This window comes from Serratia proteamaculans (genome assembly GCF_949794035.1).
Classification (GTDB): domain Bacteria; phylum Pseudomonadota; class Gammaproteobacteria; order Enterobacterales; family Enterobacteriaceae; genus Serratia; species Serratia proteamaculans.
The window spans coordinates 5347628-5371062 of record NZ_OX461105.1 but is presented as its reverse complement, the minus strand read 5'-3'; the positions used below and the strand labels follow the sequence as shown (position 1 = coordinate 5371062).

Annotated in this window: 17 protein-coding genes, 1 tRNA gene and 3 rRNA genes; 14 read left to right on the top strand and 7 right to left on the bottom strand. The window is 53.9% G+C overall.

All coding sequences use genetic code 11. The features are described 5' to 3' along the window. Positions 1-2 precede the first annotated feature (2 nt). Complete coding sequence (gene viaA, locus QOT07_RS24965) at positions 3-1466, bottom strand: ATPase RavA stimulator ViaA (protein WP_085120108.1); 1464 nt, start codon at positions 1464-1466, stop codon at positions 3-5. A 2-nt stretch (positions 1467-1468) separates the two neighbouring features. Next, the gene (ravA, locus tag QOT07_RS24960) at positions 1469-2977 is read right to left on the bottom strand and encodes an ATPase RavA (RefSeq protein WP_219017276.1); all 1509 of its coding nucleotides are present in this window, start codon (positions 2975-2977) and stop codon (positions 1469-1471) included. 283 nt (positions 2978-3260) lie between these two features. On the opposite strand from ravA, the gene kup reads away from it, so the two are divergent. The 7 genes from kup to rbsR all read left to right on the top strand — a co-directional run bounded on the left by kup (position 3261) and on the right by rbsR (position 11121). After that, positions 3261-5129: a low affinity potassium transporter Kup gene (kup, locus tag QOT07_RS24955; protein WP_099064408.1), complete on the top strand. Its 1869-nt coding sequence runs from the start codon at positions 3261-3263 to the stop codon at positions 5127-5129. A 174-nt stretch (positions 5130-5303) separates the two neighbouring features. Continuing rightward, complete coding sequence (gene rbsD, locus QOT07_RS24950; protein WP_283604243.1) at positions 5304-5723, top strand: D-ribose pyranase; 420 nt, start codon at positions 5304-5306, stop codon at positions 5721-5723. A gap of 7 nt (positions 5724-5730) precedes the next feature. Next, positions 5731-7236 (top strand): ribose ABC transporter ATP-binding protein RbsA, encoded by a 1506-nt coding sequence (rbsA, locus tag QOT07_RS24945; RefSeq protein ID WP_207978748.1) that lies wholly within the window; start codon positions 5731-5733, stop codon positions 7234-7236. Positions 7237-7242: 6 nt separating this feature from the next. Then, a complete protein-coding gene (rbsC, locus tag QOT07_RS24940) occupies positions 7243-8208 on the top strand; it encodes a ribose ABC transporter permease (protein WP_037421280.1) in 966 nt (321 codons plus the stop codon). A 24-nt stretch (positions 8209-8232) separates the two neighbouring features. Then, positions 8233-9120 carry a ribose ABC transporter substrate-binding protein RbsB gene (rbsB, locus tag QOT07_RS24935; protein ID WP_085120130.1) on the top strand — a complete coding sequence of 296 codons (888 nt, stop codon included), beginning with the start codon at positions 8233-8235 and terminating at the stop codon, positions 9118-9120. A gap of 67 nt (positions 9121-9187) precedes the next feature. Then, positions 9188-10114, top strand: a complete 927-nt coding sequence (gene rbsK / locus QOT07_RS24930) for a ribokinase (protein WP_099065711.1) — start codon at positions 9188-9190, stop codon at positions 10112-10114. Between the two features lie 5 nt (positions 10115-10119). Beyond that, the gene (gene rbsR, locus QOT07_RS24925; protein WP_261417696.1) at positions 10120-11121 is read left to right on the top strand and encodes a ribose operon transcriptional repressor RbsR; all 1002 of its coding nucleotides are present in this window, start codon (positions 10120-10122) and stop codon (positions 11119-11121) included. Here rbsR and mdtD read toward each other — a convergent pair. Continuing rightward, positions 11118-12533 carry a multidrug transporter subunit MdtD gene (mdtD, locus tag QOT07_RS24920; RefSeq protein WP_261417693.1) on the bottom strand — a complete coding sequence of 472 codons (1416 nt, stop codon included), beginning with the start codon at positions 12531-12533 and terminating at the stop codon, positions 11118-11120. The genes rbsR and mdtD overlap by 4 nt on opposite strands. Before the next feature lie 66 nt (positions 12534-12599). After that, positions 12600-13289 (bottom strand): FadR/GntR family transcriptional regulator, encoded by a 690-nt coding sequence (locus QOT07_RS24915; protein ID WP_099065713.1) that lies wholly within the window; start codon positions 13287-13289, stop codon positions 12600-12602. Between the two features lie 522 nt (positions 13290-13811). Here QOT07_RS24915 and QOT07_RS24910 point away from each other — a divergent pair. The 4 genes from QOT07_RS24910 to rrf all read left to right on the top strand — a co-directional run bounded on the left by QOT07_RS24910 (position 13812) and on the right by rrf (position 18934). Beyond that, positions 13812-15354: ribosomal RNA gene (locus tag QOT07_RS24910) — 16S ribosomal RNA — on the top strand. A 145-nt stretch (positions 15355-15499) separates the two neighbouring features. Next, positions 15500-15575: transfer RNA gene (locus tag QOT07_RS24905), tRNA-Glu, on the top strand. A gap of 234 nt (positions 15576-15809) precedes the next feature. Further along, positions 15810-18719, top strand: a 23S ribosomal RNA gene (locus tag QOT07_RS24900). Between the two features lie 99 nt (positions 18720-18818). Then, a 5S ribosomal RNA gene (gene rrf / locus QOT07_RS24895) occupies positions 18819-18934 on the top strand. The 16S, 23S and 5S rRNA genes sit together here with 1 tRNA gene alongside, the layout of an rRNA operon. Before the next feature lie 82 nt (positions 18935-19016). Here the strand turns inward: rrf and mobB are convergent. Beyond that, complete coding sequence (gene mobB, locus QOT07_RS24890) at positions 19017-19535, bottom strand: molybdopterin-guanine dinucleotide biosynthesis protein MobB (protein WP_207980030.1); 519 nt, start codon at positions 19533-19535, stop codon at positions 19017-19019. Then, complete coding sequence (mobA, locus tag QOT07_RS24885; protein ID WP_283604242.1) at positions 19528-20121, bottom strand: molybdenum cofactor guanylyltransferase MobA; 594 nt, start codon at positions 20119-20121, stop codon at positions 19528-19530. The genes mobB and mobA overlap by 8 nt, the downstream gene beginning before the upstream one ends. 152 nt (positions 20122-20273) lie before the next feature. Between mobA and QOT07_RS24880 the strand changes: the two genes are divergently transcribed. From QOT07_RS24880 to dsbA, 3 genes are all read left to right on the top strand, one after another. Beyond that, positions 20274-20543 carry a YihD family protein gene (locus QOT07_RS24880; RefSeq protein WP_283604241.1) on the top strand — a complete coding sequence of 90 codons (270 nt, stop codon included), beginning with the start codon at positions 20274-20276 and terminating at the stop codon, positions 20541-20543. A gap of 104 nt (positions 20544-20647) precedes the next feature. Then, positions 20648-21634, top strand: coding sequence for a serine/threonine protein kinase (locus QOT07_RS24875; RefSeq protein ID WP_099063940.1), 987 nt, complete (start codon positions 20648-20650; stop codon positions 21632-21634). A gap of 29 nt (positions 21635-21663) precedes the next feature. Further along, a complete protein-coding gene (dsbA, locus tag QOT07_RS24870) occupies positions 21664-22287 on the top strand; it encodes a thiol:disulfide interchange protein DsbA (RefSeq protein ID WP_020837681.1) in 624 nt (207 codons plus the stop codon). Positions 22288-22333: 46 nt separating this feature from the next. On the opposite strand, the gene yihG is transcribed toward dsbA, so the two are convergent. After that, the gene (gene yihG / locus QOT07_RS24865; RefSeq protein WP_283604438.1) at positions 22334-23224 is read right to left on the bottom strand and encodes a 1-acylglycerol-3-phosphate O-acyltransferase, YihG family; all 891 of its coding nucleotides are present in this window, start codon (positions 23222-23224) and stop codon (positions 22334-22336) included. Positions 23225-23435 lie beyond the last annotated feature (211 nt).

Here is a 23435-nt window from a genome sequence, read left to right as displayed (position 1 = left end):
ACTCAGCGCCGCCAGCGGCGCATTAAACGGCTTTTTAACCCGGTATCAAAGCGCCAGATATGATCGAAGATGCGCATGATGCCGGGCTTGCCGTAGTTGGACATCGCCACCGCGTGAAAGCGTTGCTGGTGGCTTTGCTGCTGTTGTTTGACCTTCTTTATTATCTCTTCCGGTAATCGCTGGGCAATAAAGTCAGAAATGATCACCGCGTCAGCGTCGAACCAGCCGCTTTCCGTCATTTTGCTGACGGTGGCGTTCAGGCAAGCCGCCAGATCGGTACCGCCACGGAAGTGCTGGCCGAGAAAACGCACCGCCTGCTCAATACCACTGGCAGCAGTGAGTTCGTAATGCACGATCTGGTTGGCGAACAGCATGATGTAGCAACGGCGGTTATCCGCCAGCGCAATGCGCAACAGTGCCAGACAGAACGCTTTGGCACACTGTTCGTTGAAACCGCCCATCGAACCTGAAGTATCCACACAGACGATAAACGGCCCGCGCGGTTGCTGATCCTGCTGCTGGTGGGTGACCTGGCGGATCAGAACCTGTTCCTGCCAGACATCGCCCTGCAGGCGATAGCTCAACAGCTGTTTTTCCAGCAGGCGGCGATAAAACTCAAACTCCAACTCTTCAATGCCCAGCGTGACCAACTCGGGCGGCAGCAGGCGCAGAATATCGTCGCTCTGGTGAATACCGCTAACCTCTTCCGGCAGCGTGGCCGGTACCTGCACCATCACGCGGTACGGCTCGGGCAATGCGTCCTGCTGTTGTACCGCCTTGGCCTGATAGCTGCGCCCAAGCTGCTGCGCCAGTTTTTTCAGTTCAGGTTGCTGCTGCAAGAAGTTGCCGTATTCCACCAGCCTTTGATAGTCACCCCGTTGCAAGTGGCCTTTACTCATATCCCACAGTCGCCCGGCTGCGGTGTCGTTTTCCGACAGCAGCGGCTCCAGGGCACCACTCAGCGCCAGACGTTCCTGCAGCTCCGCCAATAGCTGTTCGCGTTCCTGTTCCAATAGCTGGTGATGCATCATGGTGGCCTGCAGCGTCAGGCTGATGCGCCAGCGCTGCAGGAACAGGGTTTGGAAGCTGTCATCCAGCGGATGGTTGGGCAGATCGGCGGCATCCACCAGCGAGCGGGCCTGCTCATAAAAGGGGGAAACCAGTTGGCGCAGCAAATCCAGGGTGTCGTTAAGGTTATGGAAGAACTGGGTGTTGTTCTCCAGTTGGCACTGTTGATAGCGATAAAACTCCTGCGCCAGCGCGGGCGGTACCATGGCTTCGTGGAGACGTTCTTTCAGTTGCAGCTTCCAGCGCGGCAGGTCGCGATCCAGTGCCCGGCGGATTGCCGGAAACTTTTTGAAGAAAATCGACAGCTGCGGTGCCGCCAGCATGCCGATGATCATCTCCTCGATCAGCTCACCTTCGGTGATCGCCAGCAGCAGATCGAGCGTTTCCAGGCTGAGCATACTTACTGGCCGCGCATTTGCTGGTGCTGCTGTTTGATTTGTTCCGCCACCTGCAACAGGCTGGCCTCAATTTTTGCCAGCCTGGCGGCGGGGGTAAACAGGCAAGGTTGGTGCTGACTGAACAACCGGCGCTGTTCCGCCAGGCGCTGCGCCAACTGATCCATTTCATCCAGCATCGCCTGCGGCGTGCCGCCGGTCTGTTTGCCGGGCAGGGCCAGCAGTGCAGGTTGACGGCTGACGTCCAGCACCGTCAGATGCAGTTGCTCGTCCACTTCCAGATCGATCTGCTGGGCAAAACCAATGCCGTTCAGCTTGGCACGCACGTCGCCGCCTTTTTGCAGCCAGTTTTCCAGCGCGCTGTTTTCAATACTCAGATGGTTGACCTGGATATCATGCAGTTGCAGCGGTTTTTGCAGCAACAGGGTCAGAGTACCGGTGCCGAGCGGCGTTGCCAGAGCAAACTGAGGCTTTCTGCTGAACATGCCGCCCTTTTTCACCAGGGCGATCGCCTGACTGTCGCTCTGCTGCTGTTGATGCTGCAGCCAACGGGTATGGATCTGTTGCAGTTGGATCAGCAGCGATTGCTGTTGATATGCCGATTCGTTCAGCAATTGTTCTACCTGCTGTTGCAATAGCTTCAGCGAGGTGAGGTCGTGCCACAGGCAGTCTTTCAGCAGCAATAAATCGATCGGCGCCACGGCATCGCGACCGCTGAAGAAGGCGCAGGCCTGCAACAACCGCAGCGCCTTTTTCCAGCGACGGTCGGAGACGTAAGGGGCATTATCCAACGCATCCAGACGCTGGCGCAGTTGGAATATCAGCTCAAAGCAAGTCTCGGGCAGCTTGATTTTGTCGATCTGCGGTTGCCATTGGTGATACTCCTCATCACTGATACTCAGTGCTTCAGGCACCGGGTTTTCATTCTCGTTCTGGCGACTGACCAGCAGTGAGCGGAAATTCTGTTTGTCCTGCACTTTGTCCAACCACAGGCGTATCAGCATGCGATCGTAAAGGGCTTCCAGGCTGCTGTCGGCATCCGGCAGTTCGTTGGAGGCGGTGACCAGCAGCCGCAGCGGGATCGGTTCTTCCGTATTACCGTTGCGGAAACGGCGTTCGTTGATCGCCGTCAGCAGGGTATTGAGGATCGCCGGGCCGGCCTTCCAGATCTCATCCAGAAATACGATTTCCGCCTCGGGCAGGTAGCCGGCGGTCAGACGTTGATAGCGGCCTTCGTCTTTTAACGCCTGGATCGACAAGGGGCCGAAGACTTCTTCTGGGGTTGAGAAACGCGTCATCAGGTATTCAAATGAACGCGCGCTGCGAAAGGCGAATTTTAACCGGCGCGCAATCAGGCTTTTGGCGATGCCCGGTGGGCCAAGCAGAAACACGCTTTCACCGCTGAGCGCCGCCAGCAAACACAGGCGAATGGCATCCTGTCGTTCATAAAGACCGCTCTCTAGCGCGTTGCTGAGGCGGGAAATCCGTTCTGCCAGAAGAGATGATGGCGCCATATTATTGTCGTGTTGTCCGAGTGTTAGCCAATCTTGGTGGATAATCCGATGATAAACCACCATTATTTTTAATGGTATAGCTTGTTGATTAGTAAAATCTTTCTATTATCAAAAGAGCGGCTGGTTCACATTTTGTTTATTTTTAGGGTCTGATATAAGGATAGGCAAGCAGTATAAATCGTGCATACTGTGCGCCTTTTAGTGGGCGTAACGGATCTTAGAGCCCGTATCTCTGGCTGATGCGGATGCATCGCTAACGGATGTTCTAATAAAGAAACGAATTATGAGCGCAGAGCATAAACAGTCCTTATCGGCGGTAACCCTGGCGGCAATTGGGGTGGTTTACGGTGATATCGGCACCAGCCCTCTCTATACTCTTCGAGAGTGTTTCTCCGGCCATTACGGCTTCGATGTTCGTCCAGATGTGGTTTTCGGCTTCCTGTCGCTGATTTTCTGGATGTTAATCATCATTGTTTCCCTCAAGTACCTCACCTACGTCATGCGGGCGGATAACGCCGGTGAAGGGGGCATCCTGACGCTGATGTCGTTGGCCGGGCGTCATACTTCGGCGCGTACCACCGCCGTGTTGGTGATATTGGGCTTGATTGGTGGCAGCTTTTTCTATGGCGAGGTGGTGATCACCCCGGCGATATCGGTGATGTCGGCGATAGAGGGGTTGGAAATCGCCGCGCCGTCGCTTGATGGCTATATTGTTCCCCTTTCCATCCTGGTGCTGACGGTGTTGTTTGCCATCCAGAAACACGGTACCGGCAGCGTGGGTAAGCTGTTCGCGCCAGTGATGCTGCTGTGGTTTATCGTTCTGGCGGTGCTGGGCGCACGCAGCATCATGGCGAATCCAGAAGTCTTGCAGGCGTTAAACCCGAAATGGGCGCTGAACTTCTTTATTGAATATAAGAAGGTGTCGTTCTTTGCGCTGGGCGCGGTAGTGCTGTCGATCACCGGCGTTGAGGCGTTGTACGCTGACATGGGGCACTTCGGTAAATTCCCTATCCGCCTGGCCTGGTTCACCGTGGTGCTGCCATCGCTGGTGCTGAACTACTTCGGTCAGGGCGCTTTGCTGCTGAAAAACCCGGAGGCCATCAAGAACCCGTTCTTCCTGCTGGCACCGGACTGGGCGCTGATCCCGCTTTTGATTCTGGCGACGCTGGCTACGGTCATCGCCTCGCAGGCGGTGATCTCCGGCGTGTTCTCGTTGACTCGCCAGGCGGTGCGTCTGGGTTACCTGTCACCGATGCGTATCATCCATACTTCTGAGATGGAATCCGGTCAAATCTATATCCCGGTGATTAACTGGACGCTGTATATCGCGGTAGTGCTGGTGATTATCGGTTTCGAACACTCCAGCAATTTGGCGGCGGCTTACGGTATCGCCGTGACCGGCACCATGGTGCTGACCAGTATTCTGGTGACCTCAGTGGCGATCAAAAACTGGCACTGGAACCGTTTCTTCGCCGTCGGCATTCTGGTTATCCTGCTGATTATCGATGTGCCGATGTTCGCGGCCAACGCCCTGAAGCTGTTCTCCGGCGGTTGGTTGCCGTTGCTGTTAGCGCTGGTGATGTTCATCATCATGACCACCTGGAAGAGCGAACGTTTCCGCCTGCTGCGTCGCATGCACGAACACGGTAATTCCCTTGAAGCGATGATCGCCTCGCTGGAGAAATCGCCGCCGGTGCGGGTGCCTGGCACCGCGGTCTTTATGTCGCGCGCCATCAACGTGATCCCTTTTGCGCTGCTGCATAACCTGAAGCACAACAAGGTGCTGCATGAGCGGGTGGTGCTGTTGACGCTGCGTACCGAGGATGCCCCTTATGTCCATAACGTACGACGGGTGACCATCGAACAGCTTTCGCCGACCTTCTGGCGGGTAGTGGCCAGTTACGGCTGGCGTGAAACGCCGAACGTTGAGGAAGTGTTCCACCGCTGCGGCCTGGAAGGGCTGCCCTGTCGGATGACGGAAACCTCGTTCTTTATGTCGCATGAGTCGTTGATCCTGACCAAGCGGCCGTGGTACCTGTTCCTGCGCGGCAAGCTGTTTATTGCGCTGAGCCGCAACGCGCTACGTGCGCCGGACCAGTTTGAGATACCCCCCAATCGGGTGATCGAACTGGGCACCCAGGTCGAGATTTAATTCCCCTCAAGGGCTCAGCATTCGCTGGGCCCTTTCTGTTTATGTTCTCGGTAACACGAGCGAAACGTTTCGATGACGATCACACTTCTGCACTGTCCCGGTTGCCTTCTGTTGACGTTTTTTTAAACTCCAGACACAAGCGAAACGTTTCGCTGGTGGAGTGAGAAGAAGAAGATGAAAAAAGGCGTGCTGCTGAATGCTGATGTTTCTGCCGTGGTTTCCCGTCTCGGCCATACCGACCAGATCGCCATCTGTGATGCGGGGCTGCCCATTCCGGCGGCAACGCAGCGTATCGATCTGGCGCTGACCCAGGGCGTACCGACATTTTTGCAGGTGGTCGGGGTAGTGACACAGGAAATGCAGGTAGAAAGCGCCATTCTGGCGGAAGAGATAGTTAAAAATAATCCGCAGCTTCACCACGCGTTGTTGGCTCAACTGACTGAACTTGGCCAACACCAGGGAAATACCATCAGCGTGAGTTATATCAGCCACAGTGCGTTTAAAGCGCAAACTGAACACAGCCGGGCGGTGATCCGCAGTGGGGAATGCTCGCCTTACGCGAACGTGATCCTCTGCGCCGGCGTAACTTTCTGAGGCATTTATGCAACCTTTACTGCAACTGAAAGGGATCGATAAAGCCTTTCCCGGCGTGAAGGCGCTTTCAGGCGCCGCACTCAGCGTTTATCCCGGCAAGGTGATGGCGCTGGTGGGGGAAAACGGCGCCGGGAAATCCACCATGATGAAAGTGCTGACCGGCATTTATAACAAGGACGCCGGCAGTCAGTATTTTCTCGGTAAAGAGGTGGCATTCAACGGGCCAAAGGATTCGCAGGAAGCGGGCATCGGGATTATCCATCAGGAACTGAACCTGATCCCGCAGTTGACGATCGCGGAAAACATCTTCCTCGGGCGTGAGTTTGTTAACCGCATCGGCCGCATCGACTGGAAGCGCATGTATGCCGAAGCCGACAAACTGTTGGCGCGGTTGAACCTGAGTTACAGCAGTCACCGGTTGGTGGGCGAGTTGTCGATTGGCGATCAGCAAATGGTGGAAATCGCCAAGGTGCTGAGCTTCGAATCCAAAGTCATCATTATGGATGAACCGACGGATGCGCTGACCGACACGGAAACCGCTTCTTTATTTAAAGTGATCAACGAACTCAAAGCCGAAGGGCGCGGCATTGTTTATATTTCGCACCGGCTGAAAGAGATCTTTGAAATTTGCGATGACGTCACGGTGTTTCGTGACGGGCAGTTTATCGCCGAGCGATCGGTCAGTGAGCTGCAGGAAGATTCGCTGATAGAAATGATGGTCGGCCGCAAGCTGGAAGAACAGTACCCGCGTCTGAATCAGCCGCGGGGCGAAAAGCGGCTGGAAGTCAGCCAGGTTTCTGGCCCGGGTGTGGATGACGTCAGCTTTACCCTGTACCGGGGCGAAATTCTTGGCGTGGCCGGTCTGATGGGCGCCGGGCGTACCGAACTGATGAAAATTCTCTACGGTGCCGCGCCGCGCAAAGCCGGTACCGTCAGCCTCGACGGCCGCCCGGTGGTTACCCATTCGCCGCAGGACGGTCTGGCGAACGGCATCGTGTATATCTCCGAAGACCGCAAGCGCGATGGCCTGGTGCTGGGGATGTCGGTAAAGGAAAACATGTCGCTGACGGCACTGCGTTATTTCAGCCGGGCCGGTGGCAGCCTGAAACAGGCAGAAGAACAGCAGGCCGTGGGCGATTTCATCCGCCTGTTCAATATCAAGACGCCGTCAATGGAGCAGCCGATTGGTCTGCTCTCCGGCGGTAACCAGCAGAAAGTGGCGATCGCCCGTGGCCTGATGACGCGGCCAAAGGTGTTGATCCTCGATGAACCGACGCGTGGCGTCGATGTGGGCGCTAAAAAAGAAATCTACCAGTTAATCAACCAGTTCAAGCAGGAAGGGCTGAGCATCATTCTGGTGTCTTCGGAAATGCCGGAGGTGCTGGGCATGAGCGACCGCATCCTGGTGATGCACGAAGGACACCTCAGCGGTGAATTCCCGATTGAACAGGCCACCCAGGAAGCGTTGATGGCTGCGGCCGTTGGCAAGCAATACGGCGTAAAGCAGGAGTAATCAGATATGAGTTCCCAGAGTGTGGCAAAGCGCTGGTTCAGTAAAGAGTGGCTGTTAGAGCAAAAATCACTGATTGCTCTGCTGGTGCTGATCGCCGTGGTCTCTTCCATGAGCCCGAATTTCTTCACCGTAAACAACCTGTTCAATATTCTGCAGCAAACCTCAGTGAACGCCATTATGGCGGTGGGGATGACGCTGGTGATCCTGACCTCCGGCATCGATTTGTCGGTGGGGTCGCTGTTGGCGCTGACCGGCGCGGTGGCGGCGTCGATCGTCGGTTTCGAAATTAACGCGGTGGTGGCGGTGGCGGCGGCTCTGGCATTGGGGGCAGCCGTTGGCGCCTGTACCGGGGTGATCGTGGCCAAAGGCAAGGTGCAGGCGTTTATCGCTACTTTGGTGATGATGCTGCTGTTGCGCGGTGTCACCATGGTGTACACCAACGGCAGTCCGGTGAATACCGGCTTTACCGACGTGGCCGATACCTTCGGCTGGTTCGGCATTGGCCGCCCGCTGGGAGTGCCTACCCCGATCTGGATCATGGCGATCGTGTTTATCGCCGCCTGGTACATGCTGCACCATACCCGTCTGGGCCGCTATATTTATGCCCTGGGCGGTAACGAAGCGGCGACCCGCCTGTCCGGCATCAGCGTCGACAAAGTGAAGATTATCGTTTATTCGCTCTGTGGACTGCTGGCGGCGCTGGCGGGGGTGATCGAAGTGGCGCGTCTGTCTTCCGCGCAACCGACCGCCGGGACCGGCTATGAGTTGGATGCCATTGCTGCGGTAGTGCTGGGTGGTACCAGCCTGGCCGGTGGCAAAGGCCGCATTGTCGGTACGTTGATCGGGGCGCTGATCCTTGGCTTCCTGAACAACGGCCTGAATTTACTGGGCGTTTCTTCCTACTACCAAATGATCGTGAAGGCAGTGGTGATACTGCTGGCGGTTCTGGTAGAGAACAAAAGCAACAAATAACCTCCCCCTACAGGAATCACGATGATGAAAATGAAAAAACTGGCAATTCTGGCTTCAGCCTTCGCGCTGAGCGCCACCCTGAGTGCTAACGCGCTGGCTAAAGACACCATCGCGCTGGTGGTTTCTACCCTGAACAACCCGTTCTTTGTCTCAATGAAAGAGGGCGCACAGCAGGAAGCCAATAAGCTGGGTTACAACCTGGTGGTGCTGGACTCGCAAAACAACCCGGCGAAAGAGCTGGCGAACGTGCAGGATCTGATGGTGCAGGCACCTAAGTTACTGCTGATTAACCCAACCGACTCCGATGCGGTTGGCAACGCCATCAAGATGGCCAACCAGGCCAAGATCCCGGTTATCACCCTGGACCGTGTGGCAAGCAAAGGTGAAGTGGTCAGCCATATCGCTTCGGATAACCGCGTCGGCGGTAAAATGGCCGGTGACTTTATTGCCAAGAAAGTGGGCGCAGACGCTAAAGTGATCCAACTGGAAGGGATCGCCGGTACCTCCGCCGCCCGTGAACGTGGCGAAGGCTTTAAACAGTCACTGGATCAGAACAAATTCAAACTGCTGGCCAGCCAGCCGGCAGACTTCGACCGTACCAAAGGCCTGAACGTGATGCAGAACCTGCTGACCGCTCATCCGGACGTGCAGGCGGTGTTTGCCCAGAACGATGAAATGGCACTGGGTGCACTGCGTGCGCTGCAAACCGCCGGTAAAACCGACGTGGTCGTGGTAGGCTTCGACGGCACCGCTGACGGCGTGAAGGCGGTTGAAGGCGGCAAACTGGCAGCGACCGTGGCGCAGCGTCCGGATCAGATCGGCGTGATTGGTGTGGAAACGGCGGATAAAGTGTTGAAAGGCGAAAAAGTGCCGGCCACTATCCCGGTTGATCTGAAGTTGGTCACTAAATAACACTCTGTAGCACCAGCGCCATCAAAACGGGGCGTTTATGATGGCGCGCAATTCAGGAATCAATGCGATGGCAACAGGTAAGCTGGTGGTTCTGGGCAGTATCAATGCCGACCATATCCTTAATATTGAGCAGTTTCCCCAACCGGGTGAAACGGTGATCGGGAAGCAGTATAAAGTGGCGTTTGGCGGTAAAGGCGCCAACCAGGCGGTGGCGGCAGGGCGCAGCGGCGCGGATATCGCTTTTATCGCCTGCGTGGGGGCTGATGACATCGGAGAACGTGTCCGTCAGCAACTGGCGACCGATCGCATTGATACCCAACCGATTGAGGCGATAGCCGACAGTACCACCGGCGTCGCGCTGATTTTTGTTAATGCGGAAGGCGAGAATGTGATCGGCATTGATGCCGGTGCCAATGCCGCAGTGACTCCCGACTATCTGGCTCGTTATCAGCAAAAGGTGATCGACGCCGATGCGCTGCTGATGCAGCTCGAGTCACCGCTGGAGACGGTTATCGCTGCCGCCGGCCTGGCGAAACAGCATCAAACTCAGGTGATCCTCAATCCTGCGCCGGCACGTGAACTGCCGGACGAATTATTGGCCATGATCGATATGATTACGCCAAACGAAACCGAAGCCCAGCGCCTGACCGGTATTGCGGTCAATAATGATGACGATGCCGCGCGTGCCGCACAGGCTTTGCATGATAAAGGCATTGCCACGGTGATCATCACCCTCGGCAGCCGTGGCGTTTGGCTGAGTGAGAACAACAAAGGTAAGCTGGTGCCTGGCTTCAAGGTTAAAGCGGTAGATACCATTGCTGCCGGCGATACCTTCAACGGGGCGCTGGTCACGGCACTGCTGGAAGGTAAGGTGATGGCAGATGCCGTGCGCTTTGCCCATGCGGCGGCGGCCATAGCGGTGACTCGTCCCGGAGCCCAGCCTTCTGTGCCCTGGCGCGAAGAGATCGACACCTTCTTGCAGCAGCAGGAGTAATCCCTTTGGCCACCATGAAAGACGTCGCCCGTCTGGCGGGCGTTTCAACTTCGACAGTATCGCACGTCATTAATGACAATCGCTTTGTCAGCGACAACGTGCGAGCCAAAGTCATGGCGGCCGTTGAACAACTGAACTATGCGCCTTCTGCCCTGGCGCGCAGCCTCAAATTGAACCAGACGCGTACCATCGGCATGCTGGTGACCTCCAGCAATAACCCGTTTTATGCCGAAGTCGTGCGTGGCGTTGAGCGCAGTTGCTATGAGCGTGGTTACAGCCTGATCCTGTGCAATACCGAAGAAGATGCCGCGCGCATGAATCGCAACATGGAGACGCTGCTGCAAAAGCGCGTCGATGGTTTGCTGTTGATGTGTACCGAAAATCATCGGCCATCGCAGGACGCGCTGAGCCGCTATCCTTCGTTACCGATAGTCATGATGGATTGGGCGCCGTTCGAAGGGGCCAACGATATCATCCAGGATAACTCGCTGCTGGGCGGTGAGATGGCGACCGATCACCTGATCGCCCGTGGGTATCGCAAGATTGCCTGCATCGCCGGTCCACAGGATAAAACTACCGCACGCCATCGGCTGGAAGGCTACCGTCGCGCCATGCAACGCGCCGGGTTGACCATCTTGCCGGGATACGAAGTGCACTGCGATTTTGAATTTGAAGGCGGTGTGGATGCCATGAAGCAACTGCTGGCGCTGGCCGAGCCGCCACACGCCGTGTTTGCCGGCAACGATGCGGTTGCCGTTGGCGCCTATCAGGCGCTGTATCAGGCTGGGCTGTCGGTGCCGCAGGACATGGCAGTGATGGGCTACGATGATATCGAACTGGCCAAATACCTGGCGCCACCCTTAAGCACCATTCACCAACCGAAAGATTCACTGGGGGAACTGGCGATCGATACGCTGATTCATCGTCTGCAGAACCCGGAACGCGAAGCCCAGATCCTGGTGTTGACCCCTGAGCTGGTGGAACGCGCCTCGGTCGGTCATCGTTAGCCAGCGGTTTTAGCCGGCCTCTTCGGTTCCCGACCGCTGATCAGGTTACGCCCGTCCTTTCTTTTCAGCAGCATAAACACAAACGCCGACGCCACGGTGACAATTCCCATAGTGATAAAGGTGTAGTGGAAGTGATCAACCATGGTGCCAAATGACATTGTTTGGTAGAAACGCAGCACTGCTGCGCTGATCGCTACCCCGAAGCTAATGGAAAGCTGTTGAGTCACGGCCAGCACGCTATTGCCGGAGCTGGCATTGGCGTCGTTCAAATCTGCCAGGCTGATGGTATTCATGGCGGTGAATTGCGTAGACATCGCCATGCCCAGCACGAACAACGGCAGGATCATCAACCACAGCGGCATTCCCGGGCTTTGCAGTGCGAACTGGGCAATCAGCACGCCAATAATGACGGTGATACCCACTAGAGTTTTACGATAGCCGAACCAACGCAGCACCTGAGTGACGGTGGATTTCGCCATTAGTGAACCGACGGCGGTCGGCGCCATCATGCAGCCGGCAATAATTGCCGAGTAACCGAACCCCACCTGCAGCATCAGTGGCATCAGGAACGGCACGCATCCGGTGCCCAGCCGTGAAGCGACGTTACCGGCAATGCCCACCGAGAAGGTTCGGGTCTGGAAAAGATCCAGACCAATCAGGGGTTGAGGGTGCCTGCGGGCATGGACGATATAGCCAAACAGCATCACCACGCCACTGAGCAGAATGCCCAGTGAGATATAGCTGGCCAGCACCTGCTCACCAAACAGCTCAAGCCCGGTGGAAACCAACACCAGACTCAGGCCAAACAGCATAAAGCCAATAAAGTCGAAGCGGCGCTTGGGGGTGGTAAAGTCCGGCATATATTTACGGGCGTAGAAGATGCCGAGCAGGCCAATCGGGATATTGATAAGGAAAATCCAGTGCCAGGTGGCGTAAGTCACCAGCCAACCGCCCAGCATCGGCCCCATGATCGGCCCAACCAGCCCCGGCATGGTCACGAAATTCAGTACCGGCAACAGTTCGCTGCGCGGATAAGCACGTAGCAGCGCCAATCGCGCCACTGGCATCATCATCGCACCGCCGACTCCCTGAATAACGCGTGAAGTTACCAGCAGGCTTAACGTTGGGGAAAGCGCACACAGCAGCGAACCGAGAGTAAACAGTGAAACCGCGACGATAAACACCCGGCGGGTACCGAAGCGATCTGCCAGCCAACCGCTGACCGGGATCAACATGGCTACCGTCAAGGTATAGCTGATAACCGCTGACTGCATCGCCAACGGCGAGCGCTCAAGACTTTGGGCTATCGCCGGCAAAGCCGTGTTGAGGATGGTGGCGTCCAGTGCCTGCATAAAGAACGCCATGGCGGCGATCCAGGGTAGCCCTGCCATACTGCGCGCGGATTTAGTCATTGTGAGTCCCGGTTAACTGTCGTCTTCGTCCCTTTCGTCTTTCTTCTATATATAAGCAGGGATGCGTTAGTCTTTCTCTCTAAGCAAAACCTGGCAGGCGGCTAATGCCTCTGCGCTATCGCCGGCAAGTATCGCATCGACGATGGCCTGATGGTGCTGGAGCTTAATCACCTCGTTACCGGTGATGGCGCGGAAGTAACTTTGATACACCGAACTGAACAGATTGGCGAATGAGGTCAGAAAGGGATTGCCGCTGGCTTCATAGATGAGCTGGTGGAACTGGGTATCTACCTGGATCCAGTGTTCCCGGTCAAACTGGATATGCAGGGCGCGCATTTCCGCCATCAGTTCAGCCAGCCGTGCAGTTTGCTGTGTGTTGGCGTTGGCCGCGGCCAGTGAGCAGGCTTGGGGTTCCAGTGAGGTGCGTAAGATAAGGAAGTGTTGCATGACCTGATCGAAGTTTTCTTTGGTCATCCACCAGGTCAGTAAATCCTGATCGAGAAAGTTCCACTGGCTTTGCGGCATGACCCGGGTCCCGATGCGTGGCCGGGGCAATAACATGCCTTTGGCCGCCAGCATCTTCACCGCTTCGCGTACTGCCGTGCGGCTAACGCCGAATTGTTCACCCAGTTCCATCTCTCCGGGCAGGATGCTGCCGGCCTGATAATCGCCTGCCAGAATTTGTTGGCCGAGTTTTTCTGCAAGTAGATAAGAAAGATTGCGTTGGGCGGCCTGTTGTTGAGCATTAAATTGCATGGCTGCGAGTCCTTACTGACATTGTTACTCTTATTTTACGCTACGGATCGCCAGTTTTTGTGGCTGTTTACCGGAAAAAGTGACGAAAACGCTGACTTGTGCAGCGCTTTGCCGAAAAAATCCGCGCTTGAAAAGTTTTTTGCATTTAGGGGTTGCGGCCTTCTGAGAACTCCCTATAATGCGCCTCCACTGACCGGGAACAACGACTCCTCTAACGAGAACCAAGTCGCCGGGTCAGGAAGAGAAAAGCGAAATAAATGCTTGACTCTTCGGGTGAGAAGCGTAATATACGCCACCTCGAGATAGCAAGCTACGGCGGCTAACTCACTGCTCTTTAACAATTTATCAGACAATCTGTGTGGGCACTCCACAAGACGATATCCAGAACCTTCGGGTTCGAAAAAATATCAAGTCTTGAAGAGTGACCAAGCAATACGTTGTTTCGTTGGCTTGTCCAACAGAACGACTATTACGAAAGTTATTTTCGAGCATCGCTTCACGAGTTGAAGCAAATCAAGCTTTTAATTGAAGAGTTTGATCATGGCTCAGATTGAACGCTGGCGGCAGGCCTAACACATGCAAGTCGAGCGGTAGCACAAGAGAGCTTGCTCTCTGGGTGACGAGCGGCGGACGGGTGAGTAATGTCTGGGAAACTGCCTGATGGAGGGGGATAACTACTGGAAACGGTAGCTAATACCGCATAACGTCTTCGGACCAAAGTGGGGGACCTTCGGGCCTCACGCCATCAGATGTGCCCAGATGGGATTAGCTAGTAGGTGGGGTAATGGCTCACCTAGGCGACGATCCCTAGCTGGTCTGAGAGGATGACCAGCCACACTGGAACTGAGACACGGTCCAGACTCCTACGGGAGGCAGCAGTGGGGAATATTGCACAATGGGCGCAAGCCTGATGCAGCCATGCCGCGTGTGTGAAGAAGGCCTTCGGGTTGTAAAGCACTTTCAGCGAGGAGGAAGGGTAGTGTGTTAATAGCACATTGCATTGACGTTACTCGCAGAAGAAGCACCGGCTAACTCCGTGCCAGCAGCCGCGGTAATACGGAGGGTGCAAGCGTTAATCGGAATTACTGGGCGTAAAGCGCACGCAGGCGGTTTGTTAAGTCAGATGTGAAATCCCCGCGCTTAACGTGGGAACTGCATTTGAAACTGGCAAGCTAGAGTCTTGTAGAGGGGGGTAGAATTCCAGGTGTAGCGGTGAAATGCGTAGAGATCTGGAGGAATACCGGTGGCGAAGGCGGCCCCCTGGACAAAGACTGACGCTCAGGTGCGAAAGCGTGGGGAGCAAACAGGATTAGATACCCTGGTAGTCCACGCTGTAAACGATGTCGACTTGGAGGTTGTGCCCTTGAGGCGTGGCTTCCGGAGCTAACGCGTTAAGTCGACCGCCTGGGGAGTACGGCCGCAAGGTTAAAACTCAAATGAATTGACGGGGGCCCGCACAAGCGGTGGAGCATGTGGTTTAATTCGATGCAACGCGAAGAACCTTACCTACTCTTGACATCCACAGAATTCGGCAGAGATGCCTTAGTGCCTTCGGGAACTGTGAGACAGGTGCTGCATGGCTGTCGTCAGCTCGTGTTGTGAAATGTTGGGTTAAGTCCCGCAACGAGCGCAACCCTTATCCTTTGTTGCCAGCGCGTAATGGCGGGAACTCAAAGGAGACTGCCGGTGATAAACCGGAGGAAGGTGGGGATGACGTCAAGTCATCATGGCCCTTACGAGTAGGGCTACACACGTGCTACAATGGCGTATACAAAGAGAAGCGAACTCGCGAGAGCCAGCGGACCTCATAAAGTACGTCGTAGTCCGGATCGGAGTCTGCAACTCGACTCCGTGAAGTCGGAATCGCTAGTAATCGTAGATCAGAATGCTACGGTGAATACGTTCCCGGGCCTTGTACACACCGCCCGTCACACCATGGGAGTGGGTTGCAAAAGAAGTAGGTAGCTTAACCTTCGGGAGGGCGCTTACCACTTTGTGATTCATGACTGGGGTGAAGTCGTAACAAGGTAACCGTAGGGGAACCTGCGGTTGGATCACCTCCTTACCTAATGATATTGATTCGAGTGAAGTGCTCACACAGATTGTCTGATGAAAAAGTAATGAGCAAAAGCGCTACCTGTTGATGTAATGAGTCTCTGACTCATGCTGATACGAACCGATTAAGACGTTCAGTTTAATCGGATTTTCGTGTCCCCATCGTCTAGAGGCCTAGGACACTGCCCTTTCACGGCTGTAACAGGGGTTCGAATCCCCTTGGGGACGCCATCCGATAATGAGTGAAAGACATTATCACCGGTTCTTGCCGAACCGAAAACATCTTAAAGATGACTTTAACGAGTCGTGTTTAAGATATTGCTCTTTAACAATCTGGAACAAGCTGAAAATTGAAACATGACAGCTGAAACTTACTCCTCCGTAGATGTATTGGAGTAAGGATTAACCTGTCATAGAGTCTCTCAAATGTAGCAGCACGAAGGTGGAAACACTTTTGGGTTGTGAGGTTAAGTGACTAAGCGTACACGGTGGATGCCTAGGCAGTCAGAGGCGATGAAGGGCGTGTTAATCTGCGATAAGCGTCGGTAAGGTGATATAAACCGTTATAACCGGCGATACCCGAATGGGGAAACCCAGTGCAATTCGTTGCACTATCATACGATGAATACATAGTCGTATGAGGCGAACCGGGGGAACTGAAACATCTAAGTACCCCGAGGAAAAGAAATCAACCGAGATTCCCCCAGTAGCGGCGAGCGAACGGGGAGGAGCCCAGAACCTGAATCAGTTCTTGTGTTAGTGGAAGCGTCTGGAAAGTCGCACAGTAAAGGGTGATAGTCCCGTACACTAAAATGCATTAATTGTGAGTTCGATGAGTAGGGCGGGACACGTGACATCCTGTCTGAATATGGGGGGACCATCCTCCAAGGCTAAATACTCCTGACTGACCGATAGTGAACCAGTACCGTGAGGGAAAGGCGAAAAGAACCCCGGCGAGGGGAGTGAAATAGAACCTGAAACCGTGTACGTACAAGCAGTGGGAGCCTACTTTGTTGGGTGACTGCGTACCTTTTGTATAATGGGTCAGCGACTTATATTTTGTAGCAAGGTTAACCGTATAGGGGAGCCGTAGGGAAACCGAGTCTTAACTGGGCGAATAGTTGCAAGGTATAGACCCGAAACCCGGTGATCTAGCCATGGGCAGGTTGAAGGTTGGGTAACACTAACTGGAGGACCGAACCGACTAATGTTGAAAAATTAGCGGATGACTTGTGGCTGGGGGTGAAAGGCCAATCAAACCGGGAGATAGCTGGTTCTCCCCGAAAGCTATTTAGGTAGCGCCTCGTGAACTCATCTTCGGGGGTAGAGCACTGTTTCGGCTAGGGGGCCATCCCGGCTTACCAAACCGATGCAAACTCCGAATACCGAAGAATGTTATCACGGGAGACACACGGCGGGTGCTAACGTCCGTCGTGAAGAGGGAAACAACCCAGACCGCCAGCTAAGGTCCCAAAGTCATGGTTAAGTGGGAAACGATGTGGGAAGGCATAGACAGCCAGGATGTTGGCTTAGAAGCAGCCATCATTTAAAGAAAGCGTAATAGCTCACTGGTCGAGTCGGCCTGCGCGGAAGATGTAACGGGGCTAAACCATGCACCGAAGCTGCGGCAGCGACGCTTAGGCGTTGTTGGGTAGGGGAGCGTTCTGTAAGCCGTTGAAGGTGGCCTGTGAGGGTTGCTGGAGGTATCAGAAGTGCGAATGCTGACATAAGTAACGATAAAGCGGGTGAAAAACCCGCTCGCCGGAAGACCAAGGGTTCCTGTCCAACGTTAATCGGGGCAGGGTGAGTCGACCCCTAAGGCGAGGCCGAAAGGCGTAGTCGATGGGAAACAGGTTAATATTCCTGTACTCGGTGTTACTGCGAAGGGGGGACGGAGAAGGCTAGGCTAGCCGGGCGACGGTTGTCCCGGTTTAAGCGTGTAGGGGGAGTGACTTGGTAAATCCGGTTACTTATTCAACCCTGAGGCGTGATGACGATGCACTACGGTGCAGAAGTAGTTGATGCCAAGCTTCCAGGAAAAGCCTCTAAGCATCAGGTAACATCAAATCGTACCCCAAACCGACACAGGTGGTCAGGTAGAGAATACCAAGGCGCTTGAGAGAACTCGGGTGAAGGAACTAGGCAAAATGGTGCCGTAACTTCGGGAGAAGGCACGCTGGCGCGTAGGTGAAGAGACTTGCTCTCGGAGCTGAAGCCAGTCGCAGATACCAGCTGGCTGCAACTGTTTAATAAAAACACAGCACTGTGCAAACACGAAAGTGGACGTATACGGTGTGACGCCTGCCCGGTGCTGGAAGGTTAATTGATGGGGTCAGCCGCAAGGCGAAGCTCTTGATCGAAGCCCCAGTAAACGGCGGCCGTAACTATAACGGTCCTAAGGTAGCGAAATTCCTTGTCGGGTAAGTTCCGACCTGCACGAATGGCGTAATGATGGCCAGGCTGTCTCCACCCGAGACTCAGTGAAATTGAACTCGCTGTGAAGATGCAGTGTACCCGCGGCAAGACGGAAAGACCCCGTGAACCTTTACTATAGCTTGACACTGAACATTGAGCCTTGATGTGTAGGATAGGTGGGAGGCTTTGAAGCGTGGACGCCAGTCTGCGTGGAGCCAACCTTGAAATACCACCCTTTAATGTTTGATGTTCTAACTCGGCCCCGTAATCCGGGGTGAGGACAGTGTCTGGTGGGTAGTTTGACTGGGGCGGTCTCCTCCCAAAGAGTAACGGAGGAGCACGAAGGTTAGCTAATCACGGTCGGACATCGTGAGGTTAGTGCAAAGGCATAAGCTAGCTTGACTGCGAGAGTGACGGCTCGAGCAGGTACGAAAGTAGGTCTTAGTGATCCGGTGGTTCTGAATGGAAGGGCCATCGCTCAACGGATAAAAGGTACTCCGGGGATAACAGGCTGATACCGCCCAAGAGTTCATATCGACGGCGGTGTTTGGCACCTCGATGTCGGCTCATCACATCCTGGGGCTGAAGTAGGTCCCAAGGGTATGGCTGTTCGCCATTTAAAGTGGTACGCGAGCTGGGTTTAGAACGTCGTGAGACAGTTCGGTCCCTATCTGCCGTGGGCGTTGGAAGATTGAGAGGGGTTGCTCCTAGTACGAGAGGACCGGAGTGAACGCACCACTGGTGTTCGGGTTGTCATGCCAATGGCATTGCCCGGTAGCTAAGTGCGGAAAAGATAAGCGCTGAAAGCATCTAAGCGCGAAACTTGCCTCGAGATGAGTCTTCCCTGGGGACTTGATCCCCCTGAAGGAACGTTTAAGACTAAGACGTTGATAGGCTGGGTGTGTAAGTGCAGCGATGCATTGAGCTAACCAGTACTAATGATCCGTGAGACTTAACCTTACAACACCAAAAGTGTTTTAGAGAGACAGATTTTCAGCGAATGTTCCGAGATTGGTTCTGATGGCTACGTGAGTGGCGGTTGGAATGAAACAGAATTTGCCTGGCGGCAATAGCGCGGTGGTCCCACCTGATCCCATGCCGAACTCAGAAGTGAAACGCCGTAGCGCCGATGGTAGTGTGGGGTCTCCCCATGCGAGAGTAGGACACTGCCAGGCATCAATTAAAGTCGAAAGCCTCATGCGAAAGCATGGGGCTTTTTGCTGTGTGCGAAAGAAAGAAAAGAAAGAACAGACGCAGCTACGCTGCGCCTTTCAGCCATTCCACGATGAAATCGGCAATACTTTCTGGTTGGTTGAGATCCAGGGATCTTGCCTTAACGGTTATCGATTGATCGCTGGCAACGGCGATAACGAACTCGTCCAACATATCCTCAAGCGGCCTGCCAATATCTTCACGATAAAGAATGATTTTGCTGACGGGCTCGTGCTTAAACCCTTCGACTAAAATTACATCCACCTTGCTACGATCAAAGCGACTGGCCAGATACTGAAGATCCAGGGATTGCTGTTCTGGAGTTTCTGTCATTAATGCCCAGCGACGATCGCTGGCGACCAGGGTCTGGTCGGCGCCCGCTTTGCGCAGTTCGTAACTGTCTTTGCCTGGCGTGTCCACGTCCATATCATGATGCGTATGTTTGATCAGCCCGACGTGGATGTGCCGCTGCTTTAATAAAGGAATTAATTGCTTAAGCAGCGTGGTTTTACCCGTCCCGCTATAGGCCGCGATCGCCAGCAAAGGAGGAAGCGCATTATTCATTGATGAGTCCTTTTTCCTGCTGCCAACGCAGACAGTCTTCCAGGGTATTAAGATTATGGAATGCCCCCTGTTGGCCCGCGAACGCTATTTGCCGTGCCCCTGCCGCGTCGAGGAATAACATCAATTTGCGTTCCCCACGGGCCAGATACTCTTCCAATTTAGGTGCCAGGCTGGTATGCAACAGTGCCAAAGTGGGGTGCGCTCGCTCTCCATCGCTGGCATAGGCGGCCAGAGCACTGCCTTTTTGTTGCCAGAGCTGATCAACCAAAGTGGTGGGAAAATCGGGGACGTCGCAGGGGACAAAAGCAACCCATTCGGTGCTCGCGTGTTTCAGCCCGGCCAGCATGCCTGCGAGTGGGCCGGAAAAGTCGGGAGTCAGATCGCTGATGATGGACAGACCACTTTCCCGATAGCTTTCTTGATTGCGATTGGCGCTGATGGCTATCTGGCCCACCTGGGGGCGTAGCCGAGAAAGTACGTATTGGTAGAGAGGTATGCCGGCTACCTGAACCAGACCTTTATCTTCTCCGCCCATACGTGTGGCGCGCCCGCCGGCTAAAATAATGCCGGTAATCTCCTCATGCATATCCATCATCCCGAATTTATGGCTAACGCCCTGATTGTAGCGCTAAAGAGGGTGCGACATCAGGATTTACCTTTATTGACAAGCTGCTCCTTTCACTGCGTTGGTAAGCCTGTTACTTTGTGTGTTTATTGATTCTATTGGATGATATTGCGATGAAAACGCACCGCGTAAACGAGCTGATTGGGCTGCTACAGCCGGCCTGGCAGGAAGATCCGGATCTCAATCTGATCCAGTTTTTGCAAAAACTGGCACAGGAAGCCGGTTTCCAGGGCAATTTGCCCGAACTGAGCGATGATATCCTGATCTACCATCTGAAAATGCGCGGCAGCGCCGGCACCGAACAGATCCCCGGCCTGAAAAAGGATTACGAGGAAGACTTCAAAACGGCATTGCTACGCGCTCGTGGGGTGATAAAGGATTAGCATTCGTGCGGTAAGGTGAACCAGTTACTCGTGAAACCTGCCATTAATGCTACTATTTCTCATTCCCGGCACAGTGATGTCACCAAACGAAACCGAATGTTGTTATGAACAACTCAGCTTTTAATTTTCAGACCCTGTCGCCCGACCTGATTATGGACGCGCTGGAGGGTGTTGGCCTGCGTGTAGACTCCGGGCTGACAGCGCTTAACAGCTATGAAAACCGCGTCTATCAGTTTATGGACGAAGATCGTAAGCGTTACGTGGTGAAGTTTTATCGGCCCGAACGCTGGAGCGCTGAGCAAATTGGTGAAGAACACCAGTTCTCTCATGATCTTGCCCTGGCGGAGATCCCGGCCGTTGCGCCGTTGTCCCTGCAAGGCCAAACGCTGCATACACACAGCGGTTTCTTTTTTACTGTCTTTCCCAGCGTTGGTGGGCGGCAGTATGAGATCGATAATCTCGATCAACTGGAATGGGTGGGCCGTTTCCTGGGGCGTATTCATCAGGTAGGTAGTGAAAGCCTGTTTGTGGAACGCCCGACAATGGGCATTGAGGAATACCTCATGGCACCCCGTCAGGTATTGGCTGGTTGTGAACTGTTACCGAAGGCCCAACGTGAAAACTTCCTGACCGCGATAGACCGGTTGATCGAGGCGATTAAACAACGTTGGCATCTGGATTGGCAGCCGCGGCGTTTGCACGGTGATTGTCACCCAGGCAATATTCTGTGGCGAGATGGCCCGCTGTTTGTTGATCTTGACGATGCGCGTAACGGGCCGGCGATACAGGATCTGTGGATGCTGTTGCACGGTGAACGTCGCGATCGTCTGATGCAGTTAGATATTTTGCTGGAGGCTTACTCCGAGTTTGCCGAGTTTGATCAAAGTGAATTGGCGTTGATCGAGCCGTTGCGGGCCATGCGCATGGTGTACTACCTGGCATGGGTTGCTCGTCGTTGGCAAGATCCCGCGTTTCCTAAAAGTTTTCCGTGGATGGCGGAGTCTGATTTTTGGTTATCTCAGACCGCGGCATTCACCGAACAGGTTAAGCTGTTGCAGGAACCCCCTCTGCAGCTGATGCCAATGTATTGAAGCTTTAACACAATGGAGAGTTTAGTCTTATGAAGAAAATATGGTTGGCACTCGTTGGCATGGTAATGGCATTCAGTGCCTCGGCTGCGCAATTTAGCGATGGTACACAGTACGTCACCCTGGACAAGCCGGTGACCGGCGAACCTCAGGTGCTGGAGTTCTTTTCCTTCTATTGCCCGCACTGCTATCAGTTTGAGCAGGTGTATCACGTTTCCGAAAATGTGAAAAAGGCGTTGCCTGCGGGCACTAAAATGACCAAATACCACGTTGAATTCCTGGGGCCATTGGGTAAACAACTGACTCAGGCATGGGCTGTGGCAATGGCGTTGGGTGTGGAAGATAAAGTTAGCCCACTGATGTTTGAAGCGGTGCAGAAAACCCAGACCGTGCAAACTCCGGATGATATCCGCAATGTGTTTGTGAAGGCTGGCGTGAGCGCGGCTGATTATGATGGGGCCCTGAACAGCTTCGTGGTGAAATCCCTGGTGGTTCAACAGGAGAAAGCCGCAGAAGATCTGCAACTGCGCGGTGTGCCAGCCGTATTTGTTAACGGCAAATACATGGTTAAAAACGACGGCCTGGATACCAGCTCGATGGATGCTTACGTGAAGCAATTCGCCGACGTGGTTAAATTCCTCAGCGAACAAAAGTAACCAAAATTTAGAGTAAAAAAGCCGGCTTAGCCGGCTTTTTCTTTCCTTACTGTCGCTTCAACTTATCCAGCAGCCGATCTTTATCCTGCCACAGCGTATTCAGCCAAAGCTGGAAACGCCGCTTAAACTGCTTATCGTTAAAGTAATCGCCATGCATGGTTTCATCGATTGGCAGCAACTCAATTCTTACCACTACGCGTTTCAACCGGCCACACAACATATCCAAAAAAGGCCGCTCCGTATTTTCAGGATAAAGCAGAGTGACGTTTAACACTTTATCGAACTGCTTACCTAATGCTCTGAGCGTAAAAGCAATACCGGCGGCTTTAGGAGCCAATAAATTGCGGTAGGGCGAATGGGTTTTAATTTTCTTGGCTTCAGTAAAGCGCGAACCCTCCACAAAATTGACGATAGTGGTTGGGCGTTGACGAAATTTTTCGCAGGAACGGTGTGTGGTTTCAATGTCATTCCCGCGCTTTTGCGGATGTTTGAGTAAATAGGCGCGCGAGTAACGTTTCATGAATGGCATATCCAGTGCCCAGCAGGCCAGGCCGACAAAGGGCACCCAGGCTAACTGTTGCTTAAGAAAGTATTTATTCATTGGAATATGGTTACGGAACAACACGCACAACACTACAATATCTGACCAGCTTTCATGATTACTGATCAGCAGGTACCAGTTTTTGCGCTCCAAGCCTTCCAACCCTTCAATATCCCAGCGCAGCTGCCAGTTGATGCGTAATAGCAGTGCCAGCCCCACACACCAGCACCACATCATAAAATCGGCAAAGGCTGAGATACGTCGCCAGACGGCAGGAAAAGGCACCAGTAGTTTAATGATACCGGCCAGCGTTATCGGGATCGAACAGAGCACGGTCACCAAAATGGCGAGCAGGGCAGAAAGTATAAAAATAACAGGGGATAACAATCTTGGCATGGTTATGGGCTGACGGTTGGTGAGAACAGCGTTACATGCCGGTATGCATGAACAAAAAAATATTTTAACAGAAATTATGGGGAGAAAGCGTCCGCAAACGGTAACTGTTTTATAGCGAGAGAAATAGGCATTTGCTGCGTTTTCGTGCAACTTGCTCATCTTGTGCTATGGTAATTGAGGTGTCAAATTTGATGAATAGTGCTATTAAAAT